10 protein-coding genes and 1 pseudogene are annotated in these 13366 nt (G+C 52.7%); 5 read left to right on the forward strand and 6 right to left on the reverse strand.

The window, feature by feature from the left end; genetic code table 11:
• Positions 1-18: 18 nt before the first annotated feature.
• The 3 genes from G5182_RS14890 to G5182_RS14900 all read left to right on the forward strand — a co-directional run bounded on the left by G5182_RS14890 (position 19) and on the right by G5182_RS14900 (position 2825).
• Complete coding sequence (locus G5182_RS14890; protein WP_421254477.1) at positions 19-534, forward strand: hypothetical protein; 516 nt, start codon at positions 19-21, stop codon at positions 532-534.
• A 27-nt stretch (positions 535-561) separates the two neighbouring features.
• Positions 562-1455 carry a Kiwa anti-phage protein KwaB-like domain-containing protein gene (locus G5182_RS14895; RefSeq protein ID WP_421254478.1) on the forward strand — a complete coding sequence of 298 codons (894 nt, stop codon included), beginning with the start codon at positions 562-564 and terminating at the stop codon, positions 1453-1455.
• A gap of 161 nt (positions 1456-1616) precedes the next feature.
• On the forward strand, positions 1617-2825 hold the full coding sequence (locus G5182_RS14900) for a hypothetical protein (RefSeq protein ID WP_421254479.1): 1209 nt from the start codon (positions 1617-1619) through the stop codon (positions 2823-2825).
• 176 nt (positions 2826-3001) lie between these two features.
• On the opposite strand, the gene G5182_RS14905 is transcribed toward G5182_RS14900, so the two are convergent.
• The 4 genes from G5182_RS14905 to G5182_RS14920 all read right to left on the reverse strand — a co-directional run bounded on the left by G5182_RS14905 (position 3002) and on the right by G5182_RS14920 (position 9063).
• Entirely contained in the window at positions 3002-5377 is a 2376-nt protein-coding gene (locus G5182_RS14905) for a YgiQ family radical SAM protein (protein ID WP_421254480.1), read from the reverse strand.
• Between the two features lie 224 nt (positions 5378-5601).
• Entirely contained in the window at positions 5602-6378 is a 777-nt protein-coding gene (gene befA / locus G5182_RS14910) for a beta cell expansion factor BefA (RefSeq protein WP_005347598.1), read from the reverse strand.
• Between the two features lie 213 nt (positions 6379-6591).
• Positions 6592-8031: a pyruvate kinase gene (gene pyk, locus G5182_RS14915; RefSeq protein ID WP_266134250.1), complete on the reverse strand. Its 1440-nt coding sequence runs from the start codon at positions 8029-8031 to the stop codon at positions 6592-6594.
• A gap of 174 nt (positions 8032-8205) precedes the next feature.
• Positions 8206-9063 carry a MurR/RpiR family transcriptional regulator gene (locus G5182_RS14920; protein WP_005347620.1) on the reverse strand — a complete coding sequence of 286 codons (858 nt, stop codon included), beginning with the start codon at positions 9061-9063 and terminating at the stop codon, positions 8206-8208.
• A gap of 344 nt (positions 9064-9407) precedes the next feature.
• On the opposite strand from G5182_RS14920, the pseudogene glk reads away from it, so the two are divergent.
• Positions 9408-10379 (forward strand): annotated as a pseudogene (glk, locus tag G5182_RS14925) (glucokinase); the annotation flags it as partial.
• Between the two features lie 205 nt (positions 10380-10584).
• On the opposite strand, the gene G5182_RS14930 reads toward glk, so the two are convergent.
• The gene (locus G5182_RS14930) at positions 10585-11085 is read right to left on the reverse strand and encodes an SRPBCC family protein (protein ID WP_421254481.1); all 501 of its coding nucleotides are present in this window, start codon (positions 11083-11085) and stop codon (positions 10585-10587) included.
• A 155-nt stretch (positions 11086-11240) separates the two neighbouring features.
• Between G5182_RS14930 and G5182_RS14935 the strand changes: the two genes are divergently transcribed.
• The gene (locus tag G5182_RS14935) at positions 11241-11663 is read left to right on the forward strand and encodes a GNAT family N-acetyltransferase (RefSeq protein ID WP_266134392.1); all 423 of its coding nucleotides are present in this window, start codon (positions 11241-11243) and stop codon (positions 11661-11663) included.
• A 154-nt stretch (positions 11664-11817) separates the two neighbouring features.
• Here the strand turns inward: G5182_RS14935 and G5182_RS14940 are convergent, their stop codons facing one another.
• On the reverse strand, positions 11818-13344 hold the full coding sequence (locus tag G5182_RS14940) for a methyl-accepting chemotaxis protein (RefSeq protein ID WP_421254482.1): 1527 nt from the start codon (positions 13342-13344) through the stop codon (positions 11818-11820).
• Between the last annotated feature and the right edge of the window lie 22 nt (positions 13345-13366).

Raw genomic sequence — 13366 nt, forward strand, 5'->3', positions numbered from 1 at the left:
TGAAGGAGCTGCATCTTGATGCTAAGCAAATTTATTCGTTATGCACTAACAGCGAGTGCGGTAGCTCCTGTCTGCATCACATTTGCTTTTATTGCATATACGAATGGAAAGCCGATTTGGAGTGTAATCTATTTAACATTTGCTTTACTCACTATCTCTTCATGCAGATGGATTGTAAATTATGCAATAAAGACATGTGGGCCAACGACAAAAAATATTCGTTCTGTTTCACCTGCCGATAAAGAAATAACCAATTATTTTCTCACTTATCTTTTCCCTTTAATAAGTGGACCAAGTGAGTTTCTGAAAATAGAAATGTCTATTTTCTTTTATCTTAGTTTGTTTGTTTATATTAGCTTTTCTGAGTCATACAGCGTAAACCCTGTAATGTCATTTTTAGGTTATAAGTTTTATGAGGCTGAAGATGATACTGGTGTAGGCTTTATTCTTATCTCAAAAGAAATGATCATTAATGGAAATGTTGATTTTTTCAAGGTAGTAAAATTAACTGATCATACATATATTGCAGTCTAAATTGGAACATAAAGTATAGGATGTCTCATGGAATTATTTTTAATAACAGATGGTAGTGTCGCTGCAAATATACTAAAAATAAGTGCTGATACAGACACACAAACAGCCATACATACACTTTTCATTGAACAAAATGATGATTTCGAAGCAACCTTTACAGATGAAGTAGAGTTTTGTGGCGGTTATACAACAAATGAAAATGAATGTTTTTGCATCAATGGTTTCGATGATACATTAGGTGTTATTGATGCTATAAATAGGCCAAGTGCAATTCCTGAATGGGATCCTGAAACGATTTCAGTTTATAACATACGAGCTTTATTTGTAGGGATTCCAGGCAGAGGTGAGTCTGCTACAAAAGTGTTATTACAGTCTTTTGATAAGAGACAAATTATAGATAATACACGAACTCTTTTTCAAAATATAACTCGGGATAAAAAAACTTTTAGCTTGGCGAAATCTGAAGGGCTTTCCTTGGATGTGAAACTAACAGCGATTCTTCTTGGAGATAAGTTATTTTTCAAAAACTTCAATAATCTTCGTAGAATATTCAATGTCGATAGTTATTTCAGAGAAGCAACAAAAGAAGAATTGGTCATTTTTTCAAAACATTCCCACTTTAAGTTAAATGATGGATTTGATTTTGATGTGATCGCTGATTCAGTAATAAGAAAGAAGGTAACTCTGATAAACAAGTCATGTATTTTACAAAATAAAAGTGTTAATGAGCTTAGCAATGCAGCACAACAACTTGGCGTAGACATTGAGGTCGACTCCTCAGATATCAACAACCCCAAAATAGTAATGCCTATGTTGAGAAAAGATGTAAAACGTCTTTTAGCATTTTTAGATGAAGATTATTTCATTTCTCAGATAACACATACAAAATTCCGGTCAAATTCAAAAGTTATCGCAAAATAACCAATAGCAGTTTTTAAATTGAAGATCCTCACAATGAGGCTCTTCAACTTTATCCCAGATTATTAATCTCATAGGTGATAGAATATACTCTGACCATACAACGGCTAGATATAAACGAAGAACCCCCTAAGCTCTCTGTTAAAAATAATAAGGCCTTCAGAATGTTACAGCATATTAAAAAGTATTACAAAGGGAAATGCCCGCACTGCTCAAATATAATTGAGTTTCACAAGGTGATATTCTTAGTTGATAATGACCGTGGTGAAATGATCTCCCAATGCGAAAACTGTGATGGTACATTTAGAATTCCAAGTATAAATCCAGATGAATCATATATCGTATCAGGAGCAGAGAAAATTAGATTTCTTGACTATGATATTCATGAACCTACAACATATCAAGATATTCATGGCCTTATAGAATTTGATGGAAAGTTAGATGACTTAGTTGTTAAATATAACACTAGTACCAAATCTTTATACAACTGCGCAAATTGCAATAGTGGACTGGAAGTTGAGGCACATTCACATTTTGAAAGCATTTTTGAAAAAATGGCCAATCAATATTATAACTACACTGTACTTGATATTAAAGGCTACGGTTATAATCCAGAAAAAGCTATTGTTGCCATCCATTTTAATTGTCAGTGCGGTACACCACACATTGGTATATTCTACAAAGACTACAATCACAATGAGTTTTCATCGTCAGATTTTAATTTAGGAAATATTCGTGGTGCAAAACAGTTAGAAGACAATATAGATGGAACATATTCAAAAACAGAGTGCATGGAGATACTAAAGAAAATTTTAGTTAGATGGGAACTATTTCATGACAAAATATATATTATATCTCCTTTTGTAGGGCATCAATATATAAAAGAGGATAATTTACTTGACATATGGTTCAGCATCCTAAGTCAACTTTCAAAAAACAAAGCAAAAATAATAACCCGAACTGCATCACTGAATCTTTTCAAGAAGGCCATAAGCTCTGCTATTATGGATTATAAGACCCTGAATGAATATGATCTTAGCGTGAATTTAATTGACTCAGCAATCCCTCTTCAGCGATCCCATGCAAAAATATATTGCGCAGTGTCTGAATATGGCTGCGAAATAATACATGGTTCAGCGAACATAGCTTATGGACCTAGCACGGAACAGATTACTTTCAAAAAGTTCTCATCATATACTCAATTATATGATAAATTCTTGAAAAACTTGGAAATCAATACTATTGGTAGCAATGTATACCTACCAAATGAAATAGTTAGGAAAAAAAATGATTCAAATATACTTTTTGATGAGTTAAATGGATTCAATGTCAAAGAAATTAAAAAACCTGATTTTTTCAAAGATTTGCTTTAATGATAAAAAAGTATAATTATAATAGCTTGAATCTACAATTATTTCATAACACTGACCTCAAATTCTCATAAAAATTACGATGCGAATGAGGTATGGCAATATTATTCAACAAGCCCACATAAAAGGCGACCATCCGGTCGCCTTTTTTATTTCTATCGCTGTTCAATCAGGAAAACTTACCGCGCAGGTCGCTTGGCACCATTGCCTTTAGCCGCAGGCTTGCCGCCCTGAGTGGTGGGTTTGGCCCCCGGCTTGGCAGAGCCTGCGCGGGTCGGGGCCTTGCCCTTATGGGCGGGTTTTCCGGCAGGTTTGCTCTTACCCGCATTCTGGCCAGCATTCTTGCCTTCGCCCTGTGCGGCCGGTTTGCCGTTAGCCGCCCCTTTCTGTAGCTGGGAACCCACCGGCTTGCCGCCCGTCGGCTTGTTGCCTGCGCCATTACCGCGCTGATGGGCAATGTTACTGTGGCGAGTCAGGGCCGGTTTCATACCCTTGCCGCTGGCGGCGCGCTCGTTGCGCCGCTCATTCCTACCTTCTGGCGGCACCAGACAGCCGGGGCCATTGCCAATCAGGTGGCCCTTGCCCATGGCGAGCAGGGCTTCGCGGATCATCGGCCAGCCAGCGGGATCGTGGTAGCGCAGCAGCGCCTTGTGCAGACGGCGACGGCGCTCGCCCTTGGCAACAAACACATCGCCACCGGTGCGGCTCACCTTGTTCAACGGGTTTTTCTCCGTGTAATACATGGTGGTGGCGTTGGCGAGCGGCGACGGGTAGAAGTTCTGCACCTGATCGAGCTTGAAGCGGTTCTCTTTGACCCAGAGCGCCAGATTGATCATGTCTTCATCCGTGGTGCCCGGGTGGGCGGAGATAAAGTAGGGGATCAGGTACTGCTGCTTGCCCGCCTCTTTGGAGTATTTATCGAACAGCTCCTTGAACTGGTAGTAGCTGCCCATGCCCGGCTTCATCATCTTGGAGAGCGGCCCCTCCTCGGTGTGTTCCGGCGCGATCTTGAGGTAGCCGCCGACGTGGTACTTGGCCAGCTCTTTGATATAGCGGGGATCTTCAACCGCGATGTCGTAACGCACGCCGGAGGCGATGAGGATCTTCTTGATCCCCTTGAGGTCGCGCGCCTTGCGATAGAGGTTGATGGTCGGGCTGTGGTCGGTGTCCATGTGCGGGCAGATGGTGGGCCAGACACAGGAGGCGCGACGGCAGGTCTGCTCGGCTTTGGGGCTCTTGCAGCGCAGCTTGTACATGTTGGCGGTGGGGCCGCCGAGATCCGAGATGACCCCGGTAAAGCCCGGCACCTTGTCGCGGATATCTTCGATCTCTTTCAAGATCGACTCTTCCGAGCGGCTCTGGATGATGCGCCCTTCGTGCTCGGTGATGGAGCAGAAGGAGCAGCCGCCAAAGCAGCCGCGCATGATGTTGACCGAGGTCTTGATCATCTCGAAGGCGGGGATCTTCTCGTTGCCATAGGCCGGGTGCGGCACCCGCTGGTAGGGCAGGCCGAATACGCCGTCCATCTCCTCGGTTTCCAGCGGGAAGGCGGGCGGGTTGACCCAGACGATGCGATCGCCGTGAGCCTGCGCCAGGGCGCGAGCACAACCGGGGTTGGTCTCGTGGTGCAGAATGCGCGAGGCGTGGGCATAGAGCACCTTGTCCTCTTTCACTCGCTCGAACGCCGGCAGCTTCACATAGGTTTTTTCCCACGGCTTGGGCTTGGGCGGCTGCACCAGCACCGGCTGGGCTTCCTGCGCGGCAGGGGCCGATTCGGTGGCGTCGTCCGAGCATGGGGCCCCTTCCATATAAGGGTTCATGATGGGATCGATGCGGCCAATCTGGTCGAGCTTGCTCGAATCCACCCCTTTCCAGCCCGGCAGCGGCTCCTTGCGGATAACGGCGGTGCCGCGAATATCCTGCATGGTCTCGATGGTCTCCCCCGCTGCGATACGGTGAGCCACTTCCACCAGCGGCCGCTCGGCGTTGCCGTAGATGAGGATATCGGCCTTGGCATCGAGCAGGATGGAGCGGCGGATGGTCTCGGACCAGTAGTCGTAGTGGGCGATACGGCGTAAGGAAGCTTCGATGCCGCCGATAACGACGGGCACCTCCTTGAAGGCCTCTTTGCAGCGCTGGGTATAGACCAGGGTGGCGCGATCCGGTCGCTTGCCGCCCACATCCCCCGGGGTGTAGGCGTCGTCGTGGCGCAGCTTTTTGTCGGAGGTGTAGCGGTTGATCATGGAGTCCATGTTGCCCGCGGTCACCCCGAAGAAGAGGTTCGGTTTGCCCAGACGCATAAAGTCATCCTTCGATGACCAGTCCGGCTGGGCGATGATGCCGACCCGAAAGCCCTGCGCCTCCAGCATGCGGCCGATGACCGCCATGCCGAAGCTCGGGTGATCCACATAGGCATCCCCCGTCACCAGAATGACGTCGCAGCTGTCCCAACCCAGCTTGTCCATCTCTTTGCGGGACATGGGCAGGAAGGGCGCCGTGCCGTAGCACTCGGCCCAATAGCGGGGATAGGAGAAAAGGTTGGGTACCGGCTGCATTTTAACCACCTGGAACAATTCGGGTCGCGCATTATACCGGTTGCGGCCAAGGGGAGCGATGGCTTTTTGTCCCCAGCATTCGCACGGGAAAAGGCGCTTTGCCATCCAACACCCGCATCACGCCACCACAAACAAGCACGCCCGCAGGATGAGTGCGGGCGATCTTTGACTGCAACTGCCGCACGGTGAGCCAGGCAAATGCCGAGGGCTCACCGCCTGAATGGTTACTGACTCAAATCCTTGTCGATCCAGTATTTGGAGCCGGAGATGTTGGCATCGAACAGCAATCCCTTCTCGCCGATCTGGTAGATGGCCATGCCGCCGTTGTATTTGGCGGTCAGCTCGGCGCTCTCCTTGCCAGCTACCACACCCACTTCGGAAGTGGCCTCCCAACCCTGGGTCACGAAGGCATCGAATCTGGCCTTGTCTTCAAACAGGATCACCTGCTGATAGAACTTGCCACCGATACCGGCCGCCAGCCCCGCGCCAAACATCTTCATATAGGTGTGTTTGCCACTCTTGCGATTGATGGCCACCCCGGCGCCCTGATTGGTATGCAGCATCAGGGAGAACTTGCGCGAATCGAATACTGCGTAGCCATACGCCTTGTCAAACAGCAACTTGGCTGAAGGCTGTTCATTGAACAGCCGCACCAGTGCCGTGTCGGCCATGGTGTTGAGCGCCACCCGCGCCTCTTGCGGGGTTTTGGGCTCCAGCATCTCGTCGAGCTTCTTGTCGGCTACCTTCAGCCACTCCTTGCCGGTGGCGATGCTCTTGTCGGTCCAGACCCCGGCGGTGTTGAACGCCTCTTCACCCCAGGCAGAGATGGAGGCCCAGCTCTTTTTGGAGAAGTCGCTGACGTCCTGCCACACCTCCTTGCCCGTCTCACTCACGGCGGTGCCGAGATCGGCGGCGGCAGCCTTCAGTTTCTCCCAGTCGGCATGGCTGGGTGACACCACCAACGTCAGTGACAGGGCCAGCAACCAGTTACGCTTGTTCATTTTTTCACTCCCGTATTGTCGAGTGTCTGGGTTACCCGGTGCGATCCCCTACAACAGGCTACCCGGTGAAAATCACTCCCGCATTATCGGAAGGGGAATCCGGTTAAGCAATCATTGAGTCCTGTTTATCCCACCAAAGCGCGACAGCCGTTAATAAAAAGGCTGCTCATCAGAGAGGAGCAGCCTTGTTGAACACTGTGAAACCGGACGGGCTTATTCGACCATCATCACCTTGCAGGTGTTGGTACTGCCGACGGTTTCCATCTTGTCACCGTGGGTCAGCAGTACCATGTCCCCGCTTTGCAGCAGCCCCTTATCCTTGAGCACGGCCAGCGCGTCGCGGCACACTTCGTAGACCGGTTTGGTCTCGTCACCGTCGAACAGCACCGGGGTCACACCACGGTAGAGGTTGGCCCAGGCCAGGGTCTTGTTGTGGGGGGACATGGCGAAGATCGGCAGACCGGAGCTGATACGGGACATCAGCAGCGGCGTGGTGCCCGATTCGGTCAGCGCCACGATCGCCTTGACCCCTTCCAGGTGGTTGGCTGCGTACATGGTGGACATGGCAACCGCCTCTTCCACCGAGGTGAATGTGTAGCTCATGCGGTGGTTGGAGACGTTCAGGCTCGGGTGCTTTTCGGCACCGACACAGACGCTCGCCATGGAGGTCACTGTCTCGATGGGGAACTGACCGGCTGCTGTTTCGGCAGAGAGCATCACCGCATCGGTACCATCCAGCACGGCGTTGGCGACGTCCATCACTTCGGCACGAGTCGGCAGCGGCGCGTTGATCATCGATTCCATCATCTGGGTAGCGGTGATCACCACGCGGTTGAGACGACGGGAGTGACGGATCAGCTTCTTCTGCACGCCAACCAGCTCGGGGTCACCGATCTCGACGCCCAGATCGCCACGGGCAACCATAACGGCATCAGAGCCGAGGATGATATCTTCCATCGCCTCATCGGTGGCGACGGTCTCGGCGCGCTCGACCTTGGCCACGATCTTGGCATTGGAGCCAGCTTCGCGAGCCAGTTCGCGGGCGTAACGCAGATCATCACCGCAGCGCGGGAAGGAGACGGCCAGATAATCCACGTTCATCAGCGCGGCTGTCTTGATATCTTCCTTGTCTTTCTCGGTCAGGGCTGGCGCGGAGAGACCGCCCCCTTTCTTGTTGATGCCCTTGTTGTTGGAGAGCGGGCCCGCCACAGTCACAGTGGTGTGGATGCGGGTGCCTTCCACGCTCTCGACTTTCAGTTGTACACGGCCATCGTCCAGCAACAAGATGTCACCCGGCACCACATCGTTTGGCAGGCTCTTGTAGTCGATGCCGACCTGCTCCTGACAACCTTCACCCTTGCCCAGGGCTGCATCCAGCACGAACTTGTCACCGATGGCGAGATAGATCTTGCCATCCTTGAAGGTGGATACACGGATTTTCGGGCCTTGCAGGTCACCCATGATGGCAACGTGGCGGCCGAGCTTGGCAGCAATGTCACGCACCTGATTGGCGCGCTGGATATGATCTTCAGGAGTGCCGTGAGAGAAGTTCATCCGCACCATGTCGGCGCCGGCGCGGATAATCCCTTCGAGGATCCCTTCGCGGTCGGTGGCCGGACCAAGTGTGGTTACAATCTTTGTACGTCTAGGCATGAAAGACTCCAATATGAAGTTGAGATAACTTGAGATTCTGCCCCATCAAACCGATGGCTCGATGCACCCGCTTGCAAACCATCCGGGTGGTTTTTGTTATTAAGTTACAATACCACATCAAGACTACACCAAGGAGGGTGGCATAGACAGTCGGGGGCCAAAGCCCCCGACGATTCAGGAAGAGTGTGGTGTTTCAAAGCGGGATTCGCGCAATCCCTCTTTTACCTTCTTCAGGTTTTCACGAAATTTCATCCCCCGGCGCAGGGTAAATCCGGTTGCCAGCACATCCACCAGCGCCAGCTGCGCGATGCGGGAAGCCATCGGCATGTAGACATCGGTATCTTCCGGCACATCCATGGAGAGCACCAGGTTGCACTCGCGCGCCAGTGGGGAATCCTTGGCGGTCATGCCGATCACTGTGGCGTCGTTCTCGCGCGCCAGCGCGGCGATCTCGACCAGCGCCTTGGTGCGGCCGGTATGGGAGATCAGCACCACCACGTCCCCTTCGCTGCTGTTGATGCAGCTCATGCGCATCATGACGATATCGTCAAAGCTCACCACCGGGATATTGAAGCGGAAGAACTTGTTCTGGGCATCGCGGGCAACGGCTGAGGAGGCGCCAAGACCAAAGAAGCTGATCTTCTTGGACTGGGTCAGGATATCGACACAGCGGTTGATGGCCGAGATATCCAGGCTGTTCTTGGCGGCATCCAGACAAGCCATGGTGGATTCGAAGATTTTGGCCGTGTAGGTATCGGGGCCGTCTTCTGCTTCCACATGACGATTGACGTAAGGAGTGCCATTGGCCAGGCTTTGGGCCAGATGGAGTTTGAAATCGGGGAAGCCTTTGGTATCGAGGCGACGGCAAAAACGGTTGACGGTCGGTTCACTGACGTCGGCCATTTTGGCCAGGGCGGCGATGCTGGAGTGGATGGCGGTCTGGGGAGACGCCAGGATCACCTCGGCAACCTTGCGTTCTGATTTACTGAAACTTTCCAGGTTGTTCGTAATTTTATCAAGGGTATTCATCATCACCACCAGACGTTTTTGTAATTTAGCTTCAGTGTCTTTGCACTAAATCTACGGCTAAGCAGGTTTCCAATCAAGCTGATGACTATACAAGACAAGCGGTTATCGCAACTAACGCCTGCCGTACAAAGTATGACTCATCTCTAATTATTTCGTACTTTTCGTTACAAAACGTCACCTCACTGTGAAACCGCTTACAAATGTTGCAAAGCAACAACACTGTGAGCAGGCGCACGTTTGTATCGATCCGGCGGGTGAGTGAGCCTGAGCTCGGATAGAATGGGCCGTCATAATCCAACAATAATGTCGGGACACCACAGTCGTCCCCATCCTGTAACGAAGGAGTTGTTATGCAGCATACCCATGCGCTGGTCGGCGATGTCGGCGGTACCAATGCGCGTCTGGCCCTGTGTGAGCTGGCCACCGGTACTATCTCTCAGGCAAAGACCTACTCAGGTCTGGCCCATCCCAGCCTTGAAGCCGTGGTTCGCCTCTATCTGGAGGAACACAAGGTCGAGGTGGCGGAAGCCTGCATCGCCATCGCCTGCCCCATCAATGGTGACTGGGTCGCCATGACCAACCACAGCTGGGAGTTCTCCATCAGCGAGATGCAGAGCAATCTCGGGCTGGCGCGCCTGCAAGTAATCAACGACTTTACCGCGGTCTCGATGGCGGTACCGGTATTGGCCGAATCGGATCGCATCCAGCTGGGCGGCGCCGCACCGGTAGCTGGCAAACCCATCGCCATCTATGGAGCGGGCACCGGCCTTGGGGTTGCGCATCTGGTCAAGGCGGGCGATCAGTGGTTGAGCCTGCCGGGCGAAGGGGGTCATGTGGATTTTGCCGCCAACACCGAAGAGGAAGATGCGGTGCTGCAGGTGATGCGTGGCGAACTGGGCCATGTCTCGGCCGAGCGTTTCTTATCCGGCCCAGGCCTAGTCAATCTCTATCGCGGGCTGGTGAAATCCGATGGGCGTGAGCCGGAGCCGTTCGCTCCCAAAGACATTACCGAACGTGCGCTGGCGGGCGAGTGTCTGGATTGCCGCCGCACCCTGAGCCTGTTCTGCGTGCTGATGGGCCGCTTTGCCGGCAACCTGGCGCTCAATATGGGTACCTTTGGCGGCGTCTATATCGCAGGGGGCATAGTGCCGCGCTTCCAGGAGTTCTTCACCAGTTCCGGTTTCCGGGTTGCCTTTGAAGACAAGGGCCGTTTCAAATCCTACCTCAAGGATATTCCGGTATTCCTGATCACCCATGAAGGGCCTGGCCTGCTCGGCGCTGGCGCTTACCTGCGCCAGTCGATGGGGATTACCATCTGATTGTAAGGTGGAGTGAAACTGAAACATCCGTGGTTCAGCATCGATTCAGTGTGGATGGCATATAGTAATGGCACGTAACCAAGAGGGTTGTACTTCACAAGGAGTGGAAAGCGACTCTCATCCGCTGGATACGTTTGTCACCTGACAAGCCTGAACTGTTTCAACCGGCCTTTTGGCCGGTTTTTTTTATCTCTGTGCCCCGAAATTACTGGGACAACGCCTTCAGCTGTGCCTTGTCGGGCGGGTTGTTCCAGTCGATGGGGCCGTGGGTAAAGCGGTACTGCAGCCGTGGCAGGCTGGTCTCCAGCCACTCTTCCCTAAAGTAGGCATACCCATGATTCCAGTCAGGATCATTGGCCCAACCAGTTTGCAGGAAGTAGAGGCGAGTGCCCTGCCCTTCCGGCACAAAGCGCAGACAAACCTGAGTCTTCTGCTGACGAATATGGGGCAGACTGGGCGGAAAATTCCAGCTAAAGCTGAGCAAATCATAGGGCATGACAGCCATGACCCTGCACCCTTCACTGCCCCGTTCACCCAGTGGAGCATCCGGCCTGAAGTAGATTTCGAAGGGGCCATTCGGTTCGGCTACCATCAAACACTCGGGAGCCAGAAAACTGCGCAGACCACTCTCTGTCGTCCAGGCGTGCCACACGTCATCGATATGAGCCGGAACAAAAATGTTGCCTTCAATCTGTTTATTGTCCATAAATCAACAATCCTCACGCCATCCATACAGGGGACTTCGGCAGTATAGCCCCATGACAAATGTATTGGACAGCCCTTAATCACACCCTTGTCATTTGCCCCAGATAACCTTGCCCGCGTGCAACAGGGAACAGTGACCGCCCTTGGGAGAGCATGATGATCAGGCGCATGGAAGAACGTGATATCACCCCGCTGGCCAAGCTGTTTTTACAAGGCCGCAGACAAACCTTTCACTGGGTAGACCCCTCCCTGTTTCACCTGGATGACTTTATCGAGCAGACCCGGGGAGAAGAGATATGGGTGGCTGAGCGAGGGGGGACGCTCTGCGGATTTATCGCCGTATGGCAACCCGATCACTTTGTGCATCATTTGTACGTTGCGAGCGACTGGCATGGTCAGGGGATTGGGCGAGCGCTGCTCGAACATGGTCTGGCAAATAATCCCCGCACGGCATCACTCAAGGTGGCAACCCGCAATACGGCGGCCGTGGCCTTCTATCATCGGCTTGGCTGGCAGCATGGCGACGAGACCGGGTACTGCGAGCTCACCGGTCCCTGGTGCAAGCTGTGTCGTGAGTAGACAACAGCTCTCCAGACTGTCATGCATGGGCCCGTAAAGGGAAAATATCGATCCGGGATTGCATGGCAGAATATGAGAACACCACGACCCCAGTTGCGCGCGTGATCGCGACCACCGCTCGCACCGAGGATCCCCCGCAGGGCGTATGTGCTTTCTAGACCCGAAACAGCTTGAGCAGGGTATCGAGCTGACCGGAGAGCTGGCGCAAATCGCTGCTGGCTTCAGCCACTTGCACCACCCTGGCCGCGCTCTCGCTATTAAGGGTGGCAATCCGGTTCACGCTATGGCTCACCGCCTCTGCTACCGAGTGTTGCTCTTCCGAGGCTTGGGCAATATACATGTTCATCTCGCGGATCAGACTGACCTGGTTTTTAATTTTCTCCACCGATACCTGTACATCGGCGGCTTCGGCTCCCGCACGAGAGGCCTGCTCCTGGCTCAACTGCATCCCGGCACCGACATTCTGGGTCGCCTGTTGCAGCCGTTTGATGCTGGCACTGATCTCTTCGGTCGACTGACGAGTGCGCCCCGAGAGGGTTCGCACTTCATCGGCCACCACCGCAAAACCTCGCCCCTGATCCCCAGCCCTCGCCGCCTCGATGGCGGCATTGAGCGCCAGCAGATTGGTCTGCTCGGCAATACCATTGATCACTTCGATAATATTGCCGATGCTGCTGCTCTCGGTAGAGAGGGAGCGCATCAGCCCCGCCACCCGTTCCACCTCTCCCACCAGCTGATGAATCGCCTGATTGGCATGACCGGCCAGATTGTAGCCCTGCTCGACATAAAGGTTGGCCTCATCGGTCGCCGTAGCAGTCTTCACTGCATTACCTGCCACCTCCTGCACCGCCTGGCTCATCTCGGTAATGGCAGTCGCGACCTGATCCAGCTCCAGTTGCTGGGCATCACTGGCGCCCCGAGTATCCGCCGCAAGGGTGTCACAACGTTCCGCGGTCTGCAGCACGCCAGCAGAGAGCTCGTTGATTTCGGCCACCATCTCCTGAAGCTTGGCAATAAAGTGATTGATGTTGGTGGCCAGCGCGCCCATCTCATCCTGACGGCTGATCTTCAGACGCCGGGTCAGATCCCCCTCTCCTTTGGCCAGATCAAACACCGCCCGATTCATCTGATGGAGCGGCCTGAGCACATTGCGATGAATCAGTACCATCAGCAGGGCGATGATGCAGAGATCGAGCACCAGGATCTGCCAGACAGTGGTGATCAACTGCTGGCGCAGTTGGGCCTTAATGGCGGCATCACTGGTTTGCACCAGCAATCGGGCCACGGTATTTTTCTGGCCGCTGTCGTCATAGACCAGATCATACCCCCCATAGGCCGCCGTATCGGCGGGTATGGCCGCTACAGGGGAAATAGTGCCCGCTGCATCGCGGGCAAACCCGGCCACCAGCTTCTCCTTGTTGACCACCAGCAGTGTGCTGAGCATATCGGCCGCCAGCTCGGATTTGAGCGATGCCTCGATAAAGGCCGACTCATAATTCCACAAAGGGCCAGGCAAGGAGAGCTGCAGTCGCTTGATCGCCTGCTCGACCAGCTGAGCCTGTTTGCTGTAGCTCTCTTCCCTCACCGAGCTGTAGTTATAACCACCAAACAGTACCAATAGCAGACTCACCGAGAGGGAAGTCAGTACGGCAATCCTGAACTTCAGACTTTTCCAATCCATGACTTCCTCCCGGTATTAACGG

Source organism: Aeromonas sp. 600948, from assembly GCF_049174875.1.
GTDB lineage: Bacteria > Pseudomonadota > Gammaproteobacteria > Enterobacterales > Aeromonadaceae > Aeromonas > Aeromonas veronii_A.

Coding starts and splice junctions, on each gene's coding strand:
- G5182_RS14890 (WP_421254477.1), top strand. CDS start 19: ATGCTAAGCAAATTTATTCGTTATGCACTAACAGCGAGTGCGGTAGCT.
- G5182_RS14895 (WP_421254478.1), top strand. CDS start 562: ATGGAATTATTTTTAATAACAGATGGTAGTGTCGCTGCAAATATACTA.
- G5182_RS14900 (WP_421254479.1), top strand. CDS start 1,617: ATGTTACAGCATATTAAAAAGTATTACAAAGGGAAATGCCCGCACTGC.
- G5182_RS14905 (WP_421254480.1), bottom strand. CDS start 5,377: ATGCAGCCGGTACCCAACCTTTTCTCCTATCCCCGCTATTGGGCCGAG.
- befA (WP_005347598.1), bottom strand. CDS start 6,378: ATGAACAAGCGTAACTGGTTGCTGGCCCTGTCACTGACGTTGGTGGTG.
- pyk (WP_266134250.1), bottom strand. CDS start 8,031: ATGCCTAGACGTACAAAGATTGTAACCACACTTGGTCCGGCCACCGAC.
- G5182_RS14920 (WP_005347620.1), bottom strand. CDS start 9,063: ATGATGAATACCCTTGATAAAATTACGAACAACCTGGAAAGTTTCAGT.
- G5182_RS14930 (WP_421254481.1), bottom strand. CDS start 11,085: ATGGACAATAAACAGATTGAAGGCAACATTTTTGTTCCGGCTCATATC.
- G5182_RS14935 (WP_266134392.1), top strand. CDS start 11,241: ATGATCAGGCGCATGGAAGAACGTGATATCACCCCGCTGGCCAAGCTG.
- G5182_RS14940 (WP_421254482.1), bottom strand. CDS start 13,344: ATGGATTGGAAAAGTCTGAAGTTCAGGATTGCCGTACTGACTTCCCTC.